The organism is Streptomyces sp. NPDC013157, from assembly GCF_042899865.1.
In the GTDB taxonomy this organism is placed as follows: Bacteria; Actinomycetota; Actinomycetes; order Streptomycetales; family Streptomycetaceae; genus Streptomyces.
Genome location: NZ_JBIBAK010000006.1, coordinates 460,737 through 475,657, shown reverse-complemented (window position 1 = coordinate 475,657; position 14,921 = coordinate 460,737). Strand labels below are relative to the sequence as shown.

Below are 14,921 nucleotides of genomic sequence, written 5' to 3'. Positions count from 1 at the left end.
GAGCCGACCCGGGCGTGGGAGCGCGTTTTAAGGTGCTCAGTCGTATGCGTTGAACTCTGCGATCGACCACCAGTTGTCGGCGCTGCCGGTGTTGACCACCTTGACGTAGCGCGCCGTCTGCGTCGCGAAGGTCACGGCCTCGATTTGCTGGCCGTCGGAGCTGAGGGCGGCAACCTTGGTCCATTTCGTGCCATCCGATGACACGAACAGGTCCGCGCCTCGCGCGTAGTCACCGGTACTGCTGCCCGAATCCAGGGCGATGGTGTCGAAGGTCTGCGCTTTACCCATGTCCACTTCCACCCACTGGCCGGACTCCTGCCCGGTTCCGGAGCTGTAGCGGGTGTCGGTGTCATCGTCGATCATGTTCGCGAGCACATCGGTGGCGTACGGGCTGAGCTTCGACGCCTTCGCGGTCCAGCCGGTCTTCGAGAGCGCAGTGCCCAGGCCGTTGACGGTGAACGTGGAGTCGCCTGCGGGCTGCCCGCCGGCTCCGTTCACCGACACCTTGTAGGTGTCCGACGGGAGTTCGTCCGGAACGTACGCGCTGATGCTGGTGTCGGACCAGCTGGCGATGTCGGCGTGGATCCCTCCGAAGTACACGGTGCCCAGGCCCTGGGTCTCGCCGAAGTGAGAACCGGTGATCGTGAACTTGGAGCCCGGAATGCCGGTGGTCGGCGTCACGCTCCCGAATGCGGGCGTCGAATAGCTCGACAGGCTCTTGGTCGTGAACATCGCCGATGTCCCGCCGGGCAGCGTGTACGCGTACTTTCCGTCAGGGGAGATCGGGAAGCTCTGGCTGCTCTTGGTTGCGTTGTAGACGACGGAGACGTTCGTGCCGTCCGAGCCGGTCCAGTTCTGCAGCTGAAGTCCGTGCGGTACCGCGGTCGGGGCTTGGATCGAACCGTTTTCGCCCGGGGTTCCGTTCACGTTGATCTCGCCGATGGACCAGTGGAAGAAGAACGACGGTGCGGTGCTGACGATGCGAATGTATTGCGCCTTCTGCGGCGGCATGGTGATGGTCGTCCTGCCCAGGGCGCCGTTGCCGTTGGCGACCGCGCTGCCCCAGTGCTCGCCGTCGTTCGATACGTACACCTGATACTGGAAGACGGAGTCGAAGGCGTTCTTCGCTGTGTTGTCGAGCGTGATCTGGTCGAAGCTGGTCGGGCTGCCGAGGTCGACCTGGAACCAGTCGCCGCTCTTCATCTTGATGGCGGTGCGCCATCGTGTGCTGAGGTCGCCGTCGACGGCATCCGCTGCCGGATCGCCCGACTGGCTCGACGAGGACGTGGCCTTCCATCCGTTGCGGCTGAGCGCCGTTCCCGGAGTCTTGATGGATGCTCCCACCGGGAGGGAGTACGTGGTCAGCTTGGAGTCGGTGGTGACGGAGTTCTGTATGGGCAGCAGTTGCGGGTCGTAGGTGATGGTCTGCCGACCGGACGCCGACTTGAAGGTGAAGTCGTGCGTGGGGTCCTCGACGTTGCCGGCCGCGGGCGTGGTGCCGCTCTGCGTGGGGCCGGAGTAGGTGAATGTGGCGGCATTGCCGGCGTTCAGCATGTAGTTGAAGGACTGCGTTCCGTCCGCGACGCTGATGGTCTTCGCGGCGTTCGAATCGTTGTACGCGACGAGGACCTTCGATCCGTCAGGGTTCTGGAAGGCGACGTCGTTGACGCTGCCGGCCCCGAAGGTGTTCGAGTAGATCCGGTGGGCTCCGGGCTTGACGAACTTGGTGACCTGGGCGAGTGCGTAGTAGTCCGGGTTGTACGTGACTTCGCCGCTCGCCGGGTCGATGGTCACCAGCCCGCGGCATTCACCGATGCCGTTCGTGTCGCTGTTGAGCGGACCCATGCTGGGGTCGAGTGCGATGTTCCACAGCATCGAGCCGTTGGCGTAGTTGCGCGTGGTGTCGATCATCCAGGTGTCGAGGGCGTCGTGGAAGGCCACCTGCTGGTCGGCCTGCCACACGCCGCCGGTGGCTTCCGTGAGGTATATCTGCTTGTTCGGATAGTCGTCGTGGGTCAGCGTCTGGTAGATCGGGCTGCCGCTGTAGATGTGGAACCCGGATCCCACGGCGTACTTGGCGGTCGTCGGGTCGTTGTAGATCGACTCGGGGTACGAGGGGACATCCCAGTTGTGGTCCCACGCGAGGATCTTCGTGGAGAGGTCCTTGGCTGCGAACGCCTGGCCCATCTCCTTGACCAGTTTGGTCTCCTGGCTGGGAGTCAGGTACGTCCCGGGCCAGGTCGGAGCGTTCAGCGGCTCGTTCTGCGGTGTGACGTAGGAGATCGGCACCCCGGCCTTGCCGTAGGCCTGTATGTACTTGACGAAGTAGCCGGCGAGCGCCGAGTAGTCCGTGTCGAGGAGAGTTCCTCCGATCATGGAACCGGAGGTCTTCATCCAGCCCGGGGGGCTCCAGGGTGTCGACGTGACCTTGATCCCGGGGTTGAGGGCGAGTGCCTGCTTCAGTTCCGGGATGATGTAGGCGGCATCGTGCTTGATGGAGAAGTGCGCCAGCGTCGGATCCGTCTGCCCCGCCGGCATGTCGTCGTAGGAGTAGTTCCCGGTCGCCGTGAAGTCCGTGGCGCCCATGGGCGAGCGGACCATACTGAGACCGATGCCCGCGGAGGGGCTGAAGAGCTTCTGCATCAGGGTGTTGCGGCCGCTCGTCGGCAGTTTGTTGATGAGGTATGCCGAGGAATCGGTGAGCGCCGCCCCGAAGCCGGTGATCTTCTGGTACCTGACGCTGTCGTCGACCTTGATGGTGAGCGGGTTGGTCGCCGGCTGCGTCTGGAACGACACGGCCTTCTGCTTGGCGACCCACTGGTTGGATCCGACGTCCGTGAGCCAGACCTGCACGGAACTGCCGTCCGCCGGCGTTGCTGCCTGTGCCGGTGGGAAGGCGGATCCGGCTGCGAGGCCCACAGTCAGTGCAGTGAGCCGTAGCAGCATGCGTTTGATTCTTCGCATGCTCATTCCTCCGAAGGAGCTTGTGTGCGGGGGTTGTTGTGTCGACGCGGTTGCACTCGCCTCGGACAGCCGCTGACGGATGACGGTTCACCCACGGGACTGACAGCGATCGCGCATCTTGATGCGGTGTCGGCCTGCTTGATCGGCGCGACACAACGACGTACCGGTCTCGACACGCGCTCCTGGCGGCTGACCCAGCGGCGGCTGTCGCCGTCGCTCCGCTCTCTGGCGTATCCAACCCGCCGAGACCTCATATCCACTAATTCGGGTTAGCGAGCAAACCGTAGGCGCGGCATGATCGGGCGTCAAGGGGTGATTCCGGGAAGTTTTCGCTGAATTCGCGGGTGTCCGAGGGGGCCCGGCTCAGGATCCCGCGCGCCCGCGGGCCGTCGGGGCCGCCGTCGAGTCACGCATGACGAGCGGGCAGTGCACCAAGGTGCGGCCCGTCGGAGCGGCGGGCCGACCATGGGCCAGCTGCTCCGCGGCCTGCCGTCCCATCGCGTCATAGGGCAGGCGTACGGTGCTCAGGGCCGGGCGGACCTCCGCCGCGAGCTGGAACTGATCGTCGTACCCCATCACCGACACGTCCTCGGGGACCCGGATGCCCGCCTCCAGCAGACCCAGTAGCGCGCCGACGGCCATCCGGTCGTTTCCGCACATGACCGCGGTCGGCAGAGGGCCGCGCCGCAGCAGCGTACGCACCAGGTCGTAGCCGGAGTCGGCGTGGTAGTTGCCGGAGAGCACCGTGTGCTCGCGTGGGTCGAGTCCCGCGCCGCGCAGCGCCTCGCGAAAGCCGCGCAGCCGGGCTTTGGTGGCCCACTGTCCGGGGTTGCCGGTGAGGTAGGCGATGTCGCGGTGCCCGAGGTCGAGCAGTGCCTGGGTGGCCTCCCGTCCGCCTCGTTCCTCGTCGGGCACGATCGCCGGGACGGGGTCGTGCGGGGCGAAGCAGTTCAGCAGGATGGTCGGAACCCGGGTCGCGGCGTCCGGGAGGATCACCTGCCTGGTGCCGACCGCGGCGAAGATCAAGGCGTCGACCTGCCGGTCGAGGAGGTCGGTGATCAGTTGCTGCGCCCGGCGGTTCGAACCGCCGGTGTTGACCAGGAGCAGCAGGTTGCCCTGGCGGGTGCAGGCTTCGTGCGCGCCTTTGATCGCGGCGGCGGCGAACTCGCCGAAGTCGACGTCGTGGCTGACGAAGCCGACGGTCGCGCTGCGCCCCTGTCGCAGCCCCTGAGCGGCGCGGTTGGGGCGGTAGCCGAGCTCGTCGACCGCTTGCAGGACCCGTTGCCGGGTCTCGTCGCTGATGGTCTGCCCGGATGTCTGGTTGAGTACGAAGGAAACTGTCGCGGGTGAGACGCCGGCCAGACGTGCGACGTCCACCCGTCGGGCTCGATTCGCCGGTGGTTGGCCAGGTGCGTGGGCTGACACGCCGTAAGGCTAACCCCACATGGCGACGGACCTGGTCCGGCCGGATACGGGTGTCCCGCACGTGCATGTCCGCCGCGCCGCCGGCCACGCGCGGCCCCACCTTCAAGGGGCTCCGTCCTGGCGTCGTCCTCGGCAGTGAAGGTGCTGCCGCAACGGCAAAGTTCCCTGCTCAGCGAGGCTTTGGGGGTTCCACCGCCCACCCCGATGGGCGGAATCCCCGATTCCCCCCGGAGGTTGGACCGGGCTGTCGCACGCGGACATACCGGGGCCACGAGTCCGTAACGAGCCATTGACAGGAGCGTTGGCCGAAGGCACTCTCGTCTCCACACGGATGGCAAAACGATTGGCCAACCGGAATCCACCAGTTTGAGCACCGGACTTAGGCAGGGACGATGGGGCGCCGGATCGGGATCAAGGACGTGGCAGCGGCGGCAGGTGTGTCCGTCACGACCGTGTCCCACATCCTCAACGGCGTCGAGGGCAAGCGCGCCAGCGCCGAGACCCGGCAGCGCGTCCTGCGGATCGCCGAGGAGCTCGGGTACGCGCCCAACGGCCTGGCCCGGGGTCTGCGGCTGCAGCGGTCGCAGACCATCGGCTTCATCAGCGACGAGATCGCCACCACCCCCCACGCGGGCGGGATGGTCCTCGGAGCCCAGGAGGCCGCGGCGGCTCACGGCATGCTGCTGCTTCTGGTCAATACCGGCGGCGATGCCGAGCTCGAACGTCGCAGCATCGAGATGCTGCTCCAGCGGCAGGTCGACGGCGTGCTGTACGCGGCCATGTTCCACCGGGTCGTGAGCCTGCCGGAGAGTCTGCGCGCCACGCCCACGGTGCTGCTGGACGCACGGAGTGCTGATCCCGCGATCCCCTATGTGGTGCCCGACGAGGTGCAGGGCGGCTACACGGCGGTGCGCGAGCTGATCGACCACGGGCACCGCCGGATCGGTATGGTCGTGCCGACCGAGGACATCCCCGCTCTGCGCCTGCGCATCGAGGGCTACCGCAACGCGCTTGCCGACGCCGGGATCTCCTACGATCCCTCCCTGGTCGTCGCCGAGGCGACGGTGCCCACCGAGACCACCGCCGGTCACGCGGCCGCCGGCTACCGGGCCGCGCGGCGCCTGCTTGCGGCGCAGCAGCGGCCGACGGCGCTGTTCTGCTTCAACGACCGGATTGCCGCGGGCGCCTACCGGGCCGCCGCGGAACTGGAACTGTCCGTCCCCGGCGACCTGTCGGTCATCGGGTTCGACAACCAGGAGCTGATCTGCGAGGCGCTCCACCCCGCGCTGAGCACGGTCCAGCTCCCGCACTACGAGATGGGGGCACGGGCGGTCACCCAGTTGCTCGCGCTCACCGAAACGCCCGCTCCGCCACCGGGCGCGGTCACCCAGGAAATGCTGTCTTGCCCGCTGGTGGCGCGGGCATCGGTCGCTTCGCCGCCCCGACTCTGACCCCGGGGCGGCGAAGCATTCGCACTACGACAGGCGACCGTTACGACCGGTCGTCATCCCTGTCAGCGCTTGGTACACACAGTGAGGGTACACGCATGTCCTCTGGCCTTTTCAAGGAGCCGTTGAGCCGTCGCGGCCTGCTGAGAGCGGGCGCCGCCTCCGCCGCACTGGTGGGCGTGGGCGGACTGGCCTCCGCCTGCTCCTCCGGCTCCTCCTCATCCGGGTCCTCCGGCTCGAAGGTGCTGAACGTCGCCGTCTTCGCCGCCCAGACGCAGGCGGACAAGATGGCCGAGGCCGCCAAGACGTTCGAGGCCGCGCACCCCGGCGTGAAGGTGAAGTTCACCGGCACCACGGGCACGGACTGGAACGACTTCTTCAGCAAGTTGCTCACCCAGATCGCGGCCGGCAACGCGCCGGACATCGCGGCGGTGGCCACCGAGGGCCTGCAGCTGTTCGCGGCCAAGGGACTGGCCCAGCCGCTGGACGACTACGTCAAGCGCGACGCGGCCGCGCTCAAGCCGTACTTCGCCGACGTCCACCCGGCGCTCGTCGAGGCGATGATGTACCAGGGGCATCTGTACGAACTGCCGACCGACTTCAACGCCGGGAACATGTTCTACAGCACCTCCCTGTTCAGCAGCGTCGGCGTGGACCGTCCCGCCGACAACTGGACCAAGGACGACTTCTACGACATAGCCAAGAAGATCTCCGGCAAGGGCGGCAACACGGTCGGCTACGACTGGGTCGTCCGGCTGTGGGGCAGCTGGACGTCCTGGATGTACGCCAACGGCGGCAACCTGCTCACCGAGAGCAAGTGGGACGGCGGCGACTGGGTGTGGAACACCTTCTACCCGGGCAATCCGCTCGCGGCCGGCCGCAAGGGCGGCTGGCGATGGGGCGACCCCACCGCCAACTCCGCCCCGGTCGTCGAGGCCCTCGACTACATGGTCCAGCTGCACAAGGAGGGCCTCTCTCCCAGCCCTGACGTCGGCGGCGGCACCACGCTGCAGGGCCTGTTCGCCGGCAACAAGATCGGCATGTCCGTCGGCGGCGGCTTCTGGGCGGGCGGCCTGCACAACGCCGGCATGCAGACGGGCTCGTTCGACGTGCAGTACTTCCCCAAGTGGAAGACCCAGCGCCACCTGTTCGGCACCGGCGGCTACGGCATCATGAAGTCGTCCAAGAACAAGGACCTGGCCTGGGAACTCCTGAAGACCCTGGTGTCCCCCCAGAGCCTGGACCTGCTGTTCCCGGGCAATGTCACCACCTTCCCGCGCAAGTCGATGTCGACAGCCGCCCGGTACGCGACCACCGGCCCGAAGCACTGGAACGTCTTCTACGACACGCTCGACCTCGACAACACCGCTCCGATCCCGGCCCCGCCGTACTACAACGCCATGGCCATCGCGCTGAACAAGCGCACCACCCAGGCCATGTCCAGCGGCAACGCCAAGGCGGCCCTCGACGGCCTGCAGAGCGACCTCGAGACCGCGGCGAAGACGGGATGACGCGCTGATGTCGCAGCCAGTCCAAAGCCGTAGCCGCGCGTCCGCCCCGGCGGGCGCGCGGCCCGGCCGCCCCCCGCAGCACCTGGCGGATCCGACGGCGGCGCTGCGGCGCCGCGCCCAGGCCCGCCAAGTCCGCCGCGAAGCCCTCTTCGGATACGGGATGGTGGCGCTGTCGCTGGTGGTGGTGTTCGTCTTCACCGTGGCGCCCATCGTCGGGTCGTTCGTACTCGCGCTGTTCAAGTGGGACGCCATCACCAGCCCCCAGTTCGTCGGCCTGCAGAACTTCGACACCCTGCTGCACGACAAGGCGGTCACCCACTCGCTGCTGGTGACCTCCAGCCTCGCCGTCATGATCGTCTTCCTCCAGGTCGCCCTCGGTCTGGGGCTGGCACTGCTGGTGGCCCAGCGCGCCTCGAAGATCGTGCAGAACCTGTTCCGTGCGGCGTTCTTCCTGCCGATGCTGGCCTCGGCGGCCTCGATCTCGATCGTGATGTCGTACATCTTCGACGATCACTTCGGAGTGATCAACTACTACCTGAGCGCCCTGCACCTGCCCACGGTCCCCTGGCTGAGCTCGACCGCGGGAGCCACGGCCACCATCGTGATCGTCGCCGTGTGGCAGCAACTCGGCTTCACGTTCATCCTCTTCGTCGCCGCACTCGGCTCCGTACCGCCGGACGTCCTGGAGGCCGCGCAGATCGACGGCGCGTCGTCCGCCCGCGTGTTCTGGCGGATCAAGCTCCCCCTGATCAGCCCCACGGTGCTGTTCGCCTGCACCGTCGGCCTCATCAACACGATGCAGCTGTTCGACCAGCCCTACGTGATGACCAAGGGCGGTCCGGGCGACTCGACCTACACCACCGTCCTGCTCGTCTACCAGACGGCCTTCCAGAACCTCCAGTTCGGCTATGCCTCGGCCGTCTCCGTACTGCTCTTCGTCGCCCTGCTGGTCATCACGGCCGTGCAGTTCACGGTGAGCCGGAAGTGGGTGTTCTACTCATGACCACCGTCCTCGACCGGCCCGCCGCCGCAACGCCCAGGCGCCGGCGCCCGCACATCACCTCAGTGCTGTCGGTCACCGTCCTGACCGTGGCGGCCGTACTGATCGTGGCGCCGCTCGTGTGGGCGCTCTCCACCTCGCTGCGCACCCCGGCCACCTCCTTCGACCAGCCCCCGCAGTGGATTCCCACCCACCCGATCTGGTCGAACTACCAGGCCGTCTTCCAGCAGGTCCCGCTGGGAACCTTCTTCCTCAACAGCACCCTGGTCACCGGGCTGATCGTGATCGGCCAGCTGATCACCTCGACCATGAGCGGCTATGCCTTCGCCATGGTGCGCTTCCGCGGCAACAAGGCGCTGTTCGCCGTCATCCTGGCCACCATGATGGTGCCGCTCCAGACGACCATCATCCCGGTCTTCCTGATCATCAAGTACCTGGGCCTGACCGACACCAGCATGGCCCTGGTCCTGCCCGCCGTCGGCGGTGCCTTCGGCACCTTCCTGATGCGCCAGTACTTCCTGCAGATGCCGCGGGAACTCGGCGAGGCGGCACGGGTGGACGGGGCCTCGCACTTCCAGGTCTTCGCCCGCATCTACGCCCCCATGGCGCGGGCGCCGATGGCGACGCTGGCGGTGCTGACGTTCTCCGCCTACTGGAACGAGTTCTTCCGCCCGCTGATCTTCCTTCAGTCCACCGACAAGTTCACCCTGCCCCTGGGCCTGGTGAGCCTGCAGGGAACCCTGGGCACCGGCAGCATCTCCATCGTGCTCGCCGGAGTGGTCATCGCCCTGATCCCCAGCGTGCTGATCTTCGTCGCCGCCCAGCGGTACTTCGTCGAGGGGATCGTGGCCGGCTCCTTCCGCTGACCGCCGCCACTCCCCGCACGCTCTCCGACTCCTCGAAAGGCACGCGTGTGTCCACCGCGCCCTTTGACCCCCTTGACCCGCACCGGCCCGTCGCGCATCTGCGGCCGCCCCGCAACTGGATCAACGACCCGAACGGGCTGGCCTTCCACGACGGCCACTACCACGTCTGCTACCAGTACAACCCGTACGGAGCCCGCCACGAGAACATGCACTGGGGCCACTTCCGCAGCCCCGACCTGCTCAGCTGGGAACCCCTGCCCCTCGCCCTCGCCCCCACGCCGGGCGGCGAGGACGCCGACGGCTGCTTCTCCGGCAACGCCGTCTCCGACGGCGACCGGCTGATCGCCTTCTACTCCGCCCTTCGCGAAGACCGCTGGTACCAGCCGGTCACCACCGCCACCTCCCGCGACGGCGGCCGCACCTTCCGCCCCCGCGGCGCCCTGATCGTCCCCGAGCCCCCCGACGGCTGCACCATGTACCGCGACCCGTACGTCTGGCGGGACGGCGACCGCTGGCGGATGCTGGTCGGCGCCGCACTCGCCGACGGCCGCGGCGCAGCCCTGCTCTACGACTCGCCCGACCTGGAGAACTGGACCTACCGAGGGCCCTTCTGTGCCGGCACACCGCAGCCGGTCGGCTCCGGTGACCGGTACACAGGGGAGGGCTGGGAGTGCCCCCAGTACCTCCCGGCGCCCTCCGGGCGGCGCGGTGCCCTCATCTTCAGCGCGTGGGACGCCCACGACGGTCCCAGATGTTCGGTGGCATTGACCGGCCGCCAGACCGGCGATGTCTTCGAGGCCGGCGCACCGGTCCTTCTCGACCATGGTCCGGACTGCTACGCGCCCGCGCTGTTGCGCGCGCCGGGGGGCAGATGGCTGCTGTGGGGTTGGTCCTGGGAAGCTCGCGAGGCAGACTGGGCCGCCCAGGACGGCTGGGCCGGAACGCTCACCCTTCCCCGCGAGATCTCCCTCCCGCAGGACGGCTCCCTGCACCAGCGGCCCGCCGCCGAACTGCTGGCCCTGCGTGGCGACCACACCGTCCACGCGCAGGGACGGGTCACCGGCGCGGATCCGGTGGAACTGGGCGAAGTCGGCCGCAGCTTCGACCTCACGGCCCGCCTGGACCCCTCGGGCGAGGCACGCCTCCGCCTGGTCACCTCCGCCGACAGCTCCGAGTACCTCGACATCAGCCTCGCCCCCGCCACAGGTCACCTGATCGTCGACCGCGACCGGGCTTCCCTGGACGCCCGCGCTCGCGGCGGTTCCTACCGGATGCCCTGCCCTGCCGGCCGGCCGGTCGACCTGCGCGTGGTCGTGGACCACTCCATCGCAGAGATCTTCCTCACGGCCACCGGCCAGGTGCTCACCCTGCGCTTCTACCCGACCGGGCAAGCACCGTGGCGCCTGCAGGCCCGCAGCGCGCCCGGAGCGGGCCTCGGGTACGCCGTCGACGCGTGGGAGCTGCTGCCCCTCGTGGTCAAGGACCAGAGCGGCGACGTCGAACAGCTGGAAAGGCGGACCGCATGACGGCGGTCATCGTCGGGGAGGCGCTGGTCGACGTGGTGTGGCACACGGGCAGCACACGCCTCTCCCCGCGCCCGGGCGGCAGCCCCGCCAGCGTAGCCGCCTCCCCAGCGATTCCGACCGCGCCACCATCGCCCTCGCCTACCTCGACCGGGGCAGCCGGCGCCGCCGATACGACTTCCTGCCCGCGTGGGATCCGGCTCAGATCCCCGTCGCCCCGAACACCACGCTGTTCCACACCGGCTCGCTCGCGGCCGTAGTGGAACCCGGCGCGTCCCGCGTCGTCGCGGCGTGCCGCGACCTGCGCGACCGGGGCGGCACCGTCTCCGTCGGCCTCAACGTCCGTCCAGCCGTCCTCCCCGACCGTGGCGCCTACCGCAGGCAGGCGTCACGCCCGGCCGAAGTCGCGGACGTGGTCAAGGCCGGCGACGAGGACCTCGCCTGGCTCTACCCCGGCCTGCACCCGCACACCGCCGCACGCACCCTGCTCGACCTGGGCCCGGGCCTGATCGTCGTCACCCAGGGAGCGCAGCTTCGACGCTGCACTGTCGCCGGAGCACTGGCCTGCACCCGGCACGGGGCTCAGCCGCCGAGTCGAGGAGAGATCGACGCGACGCCGGCAAGCAGCCCGGGGGCTCTGTCTGACAGATCTCCCGGCGAACAGACGTCCCGCCCGCCTCCTGACAGCCGACGGGACGAGCGGCCCGCAGGCGAACCGGCGCGGCCCTTGCCTGCGGGCCGCTTGAACGGAGCCGCGCACGTAGAGCGCCTCCCGGGTACCAGCCAACCCGTCGGGCCCACCTGCCGCTCCCACATCGGGGCAGAGCCGAAGGCCACCAGCAGCACTTCCTATTCCCCGCGTCCGGCCAGCGTCCAGAATTCAGTGCCCGACCCCTCGCAGACCGTGTCCCCTCGGCCGGCGTCTCCGTGTCGGCAGTCGGCCTCCTGCCGGGCAATGGCAGAGGCAGTCCTCGGGCCGACGTGCTCGCCATGTCCGGGGTATCGACTTCCTGGGAGCTGTCCCCGTGTGCGACCGCACCACGGTCCTTCCTGCCAGCGGTCCCGTCGAAGACGATTGCTGGAACCCGACCACGCGGCCTGGCTCAAGAAATAACGGCCTCCATCTGGAGCATCCCCTCAATCCGCCAGGGCCTGTCCGGTGTCGACTCCCCACCGATCGGCCAGTCCCTGACCCACACGAACGGTTGCGGCCCCGCACCTCGGAATATACAAAAGATCTTGTATCTTGATACACTTGGCCTGATACACCCAAGCGGAGGAGGCCACCATGAGCCGGACGGTCATCGATCTCGACGACGAGGCACTGGAAGCAGCTGCCAGAGAGCTCGGCACCTCCACCAAACGCGACACCATCAACACCGCGCTACGGGAAGTCACGGCCCGCTACCGGCGTTTGCGAGCACTCGACGAGGCCCGCGAACTGGTGGCCGAGGGCGCTCTGGACATCGACCTCCTGCTGGACAAGAGCGCATACCGCTCCACGAGCGCGGGCGCGGCGGACGATGACCGCGACACCGGCGCGCACGAGTGACAGTCGCCGACTACCTCATCGACACCTCCGCACTCGCCCGCGTCCTGCTCCGCCAGAACACGGCCGAATGGGAGGACAGGATCGCCGCCGGTCTCGTCGCGATCTGCGACCTCACCGAACTGGAAGTCCTCTACTCGGCCCGTTCGGCCACGGACCGCGCCCGCTTGAAGACGGCACTCGACGCCCACTACGCCTGGTGCCCCATGCCCGACGGCGTCTACCGCCGCTCCCGCGTCATCCAGGAACAGTTGACCGCCAAGGGAGAACACCGCAGCGCGGGCCCCGTGGACCTCCTGGTGGCCGCAGCCGCGGAAGAAGCGGGACTCACTCTGCTCCACTACGACCGCGACTTCGAAACCATCGCCCGGACGACAGGGCAGCCGGTCCGCACGATCGACCTCAGGCAGTAAAGCTCGCGCGGTGCCGACAGGCACCGAGCTTCTGGCCGATGCGGCCGCCTGGCGGTCAGTCCGCTGCGGCCTGGGCCGTCTCCCGACACCCAGGGGTCACCGGGCGACACCACTTCCGGATCCTCGCGTCCAGCCAGTGTCCAGAATTCGACGTCCAGACGCTCACACAGCCCACCCACGACGCCATCCTCCGGCCGTGGGCTGATACGTCTACGCAGCTCAGCGACCTCAACTAAGGCTGATGGCAGCGGAGTCGAACTCACGAGCAGCGGATTCAGCCCCGTAACCCAAGGCCCTGAATCCGCACCCCAGATGAGACGTTTCCGCAGGTCACAGGCGTACATGGTGGGGCGGGTGGGACTCGAACCCACGGCCGACGGATTATGAGTCCTTTGAGGATCTTGACGGCCGTTGCCGATCAACGCTCATTTTTGACGCTTTCCCAGCTCAGACACGGTGATCCGCGCCAGTCCTGTGTGGTGCTTGTCGATGTGTTGCTGTCCTTGTGGCCCCTCAACGGCCCCGGAGGGTCGATCAGCTGGGCGCTCACCACAGAAGCAGTCGCGTCCGCGCAGTCCAACCAAGGTGGGCAACTCAAAGCACGCCGGTGCGTGACTTCGGTGAAACATGGGGCTTCTACTCTCATTGAACCGGTTGGTTCAATCAGGCTTGGTTTCGCGGGCTTCAGGAGGCGCCGTGTCGGACGTCAGCACCGCAAGTTTCATCCCGCGCAGAGTAACCGGCCCCCAGGAGGCGGCAGAGGTGCTCGCCGCCGAGGGCGCGGCCATCATGACCGGGCTGGCGGACGAGGAGAAGGCGGTCGCGATGGGCCGCGCGATCATGGGGGACCGGGCTGTGCGTTGCGGTACCCAGTTCGAGGCGACGAAGGAGAGCGCCCGGGTAGAGGCGATGAAGATGAAGGCGCAGCCCGCCGACAGACGCGGCCGCAAACGCGACGCCGCCGACTCGACCGAGGAGCGGATGGTCGCCCACAACGACGGCTTCGCTTTCGGTGACTACGCCCCCGACCATCTGTTCCTGTGGTGCGAGCGGCCCGCGGCCAGCGGCGGCGACTCCTTCCTGATCGACACCTCCCGGCTGCTGGACCTGCTGGCCGCCGATCCCGGCAGTGCCGCGCTTGCCGATTTCTGCCGCACTGTCGACATCGACCACTCCGAGCCCAACTACCCGCAGGGCAACTTCTCGCCGATCGTCCGGCAGACCCCGTCGGGCCGCTTCCAGGGCCGTCACCATCCCTATCTCGCTCCGGTCGAGGGCCCGTTGGAGCCGGAGCACTGGACGTATGTGCGCGCCTGGCAGGACGCGGTCGTCGCAGCCCGTGACGGCGGGCCGATGTTCCGAGTGGGCCCGGGCGAGATGATCTGCATTGACAACTACCGGGTGCTGCACGGCAGGGACGGCTACAGCGACCCGCTGCGCAAGGTCTGTTCGATCTGGGGCTGGAGCCAGGACGCGGTCGCGGTTCCGGACGGCCCGTTGGACATTGTCGTCCCCCGGATCCCGATGGCATCTTGAAACCCGGTCGTTCCAGGGATATGTGACGGGGTATCAGGATCTGGGAGCGGCGGCCGTCGCCCGTCGTGCGATCGACTCGGCGGCGGACGCGATCACCCGATCGGTCCCGGCCCGGTCGCCCGAGGTGATCAGGTCCAGTTGCAGGCCGCGCCACAACGCGACCAGTTCCCGGGCCAGATCGTCCGCGGCGGCCTTCGGCACGCCGCCGCCGCCCAGTGATGCCGCAAGTTGTTCGCGCCACTCGCTGCCTACCGACCCCAGGAAGCTGTCGAACCGGCCGCGTCGATGCGCGGCCAGGCCCAGTACCTCGAAGAACGTCCGGTGGAACGGCAGGTTCTCGGCTGCCGCCACTGCGTCCCAGGCCGCGGTGATCCGCTCACGCAGCGGGCGCAGCTGGTCGTCCATGATGACGAACGCCTCGCTGAGAATCGGGAAGCGCCCGCTCGCCTCGGCCAGCGCGGCCGTGATCAGCTCCTCCTTGGAGCCGAAGTAGTACAGCAGCATGCGATTGTTGGTGCCGATCGCGCTGCCGAGCTTGCGCAGGGTCAAGTCCGCGACGCCGTGCTCCAGGACGTAGTCCGCGGTCAGCCTCAGTAGGCGACCACGTTCGGACAGGGCCGGGGTATCGGGCATGGCCAGCACATTACCCGCAGCTCAATGGGTGTCACCGAGCGGCTCGGGGCCCG

The 14,921-nt window shown here is 68.1% G+C and carries 11 protein-coding genes; 8 read left to right on the top strand and 3 right to left on the bottom strand.

The features are described from left to right. Positions 1 to 36: 36 nt before the first annotated feature. Positions 37 to 2,964, bottom strand: coding sequence for a discoidin domain-containing protein (locus tag ACFY6U_RS21470; protein ID WP_390040382.1), 2,928 nt, complete (start codon positions 2,962 to 2,964; stop codon positions 37 to 39). A 363-nt stretch (positions 2,965 to 3,327) separates the two neighbouring features. Further along, complete coding sequence (locus ACFY6U_RS21465; protein ID WP_390040380.1) at positions 3,328 to 4,341, bottom strand: LacI family DNA-binding transcriptional regulator; 1,014 nt, start codon at positions 4,339 to 4,341, stop codon at positions 3,328 to 3,330. Positions 4,342 to 4,781: 440 nt separating this feature from the next. On the opposite strand from ACFY6U_RS21465, the gene ACFY6U_RS21460 reads away from it, so the two are divergent. The 8 genes from ACFY6U_RS21460 (at position 4,782) to ACFY6U_RS21425 (ending at position 14,235) form a co-directional block, all read left to right on the top strand. Continuing rightward, the gene (locus tag ACFY6U_RS21460; protein WP_390040378.1) at positions 4,782 to 5,840 is read left to right on the top strand and encodes a LacI family DNA-binding transcriptional regulator; all 1,059 of its coding nucleotides are present in this window, start codon (positions 4,782 to 4,784) and stop codon (positions 5,838 to 5,840) included. A gap of 95 nt (positions 5,841 to 5,935) precedes the next feature. Continuing rightward, positions 5,936 to 7,348, top strand: a complete 1,413-nt coding sequence (locus ACFY6U_RS21455) for an ABC transporter substrate-binding protein (protein ID WP_390040376.1) — start codon at positions 5,936 to 5,938, stop codon at positions 7,346 to 7,348. A gap of 7 nt (positions 7,349 to 7,355) precedes the next feature. After that, positions 7,356 to 8,351, top strand: a complete 996-nt coding sequence (locus ACFY6U_RS21450) for a carbohydrate ABC transporter permease (protein WP_390040374.1) — start codon at positions 7,356 to 7,358, stop codon at positions 8,349 to 8,351. After that, the gene (locus ACFY6U_RS21445) at positions 8,348 to 9,214 is read left to right on the top strand and encodes a carbohydrate ABC transporter permease (protein ID WP_390040372.1); all 867 of its coding nucleotides are present in this window, start codon (positions 8,348 to 8,350) and stop codon (positions 9,212 to 9,214) included. Before ACFY6U_RS21450 ends, ACFY6U_RS21445 begins: the two co-directional genes overlap by 4 nt. A gap of 47 nt (positions 9,215 to 9,261) precedes the next feature. Then, positions 9,262 to 10,740 (top strand): glycoside hydrolase family 32 protein, encoded by a 1,479-nt coding sequence (locus ACFY6U_RS21440; protein WP_390040370.1) that lies wholly within the window; start codon positions 9,262 to 9,264, stop codon positions 10,738 to 10,740. Positions 10,741 to 12,025: 1,285 nt separating this feature from the next. Next, the gene (locus ACFY6U_RS21435) at positions 12,026 to 12,289 is read left to right on the top strand and encodes a type II toxin-antitoxin system VapB family antitoxin (RefSeq protein ID WP_390040368.1); all 264 of its coding nucleotides are present in this window, start codon (positions 12,026 to 12,028) and stop codon (positions 12,287 to 12,289) included. After that, on the top strand, positions 12,286 to 12,699 hold the full coding sequence (locus ACFY6U_RS21430; protein WP_390040366.1) for a PIN domain nuclease: 414 nt from the start codon (positions 12,286 to 12,288) through the stop codon (positions 12,697 to 12,699). Before ACFY6U_RS21435 ends, ACFY6U_RS21430 begins: the two co-directional genes overlap by 4 nt. A 696-nt stretch (positions 12,700 to 13,395) precedes the next feature. After that, on the top strand, positions 13,396 to 14,235 hold the full coding sequence (locus tag ACFY6U_RS21425) for a TauD/TfdA family dioxygenase (RefSeq protein WP_390040364.1): 840 nt from the start codon (positions 13,396 to 13,398) through the stop codon (positions 14,233 to 14,235). 33 nt (positions 14,236 to 14,268) lie between these two features. Here ACFY6U_RS21425 and ACFY6U_RS21420 read toward each other — a convergent pair whose 3' ends face one another. Beyond that, on the bottom strand, positions 14,269 to 14,868 hold the full coding sequence (locus ACFY6U_RS21420; protein WP_059205527.1) for a TetR/AcrR family transcriptional regulator: 600 nt from the start codon (positions 14,866 to 14,868) through the stop codon (positions 14,269 to 14,271). Between the last annotated feature and the right edge of the window lie 53 nt (positions 14,869 to 14,921).

Excerpts from the sequence above, each read along its gene's own strand:
- ACFY6U_RS21460 (WP_390040378.1), top strand. The coding sequence starts at position 4,782 with ATGGGGCGCCGGATCGGGATCAAGGACGTGGCAGCGGCGGCAGGTGTG.
- ACFY6U_RS21470 (WP_390040382.1), bottom strand. The coding sequence starts at position 2,964 with ATGCGAAGAATCAAACGCATGCTGCTACGGCTCACTGCACTGACTGTG.
- ACFY6U_RS21420 (WP_059205527.1), bottom strand. The coding sequence starts at position 14,868 with ATGCCCGATACCCCGGCCCTGTCCGAACGTGGTCGCCTACTGAGGCTG.
- ACFY6U_RS21450 (WP_390040374.1), top strand. The coding sequence starts at position 7,356 with ATGTCGCAGCCAGTCCAAAGCCGTAGCCGCGCGTCCGCCCCGGCGGGC.
- ACFY6U_RS21455 (WP_390040376.1), top strand. The coding sequence starts at position 5,936 with ATGTCCTCTGGCCTTTTCAAGGAGCCGTTGAGCCGTCGCGGCCTGCTG.
- ACFY6U_RS21445 (WP_390040372.1), top strand. The coding sequence starts at position 8,348 with ATGACCACCGTCCTCGACCGGCCCGCCGCCGCAACGCCCAGGCGCCGG.
- ACFY6U_RS21435 (WP_390040368.1), top strand. The coding sequence starts at position 12,026 with ATGAGCCGGACGGTCATCGATCTCGACGACGAGGCACTGGAAGCAGCT.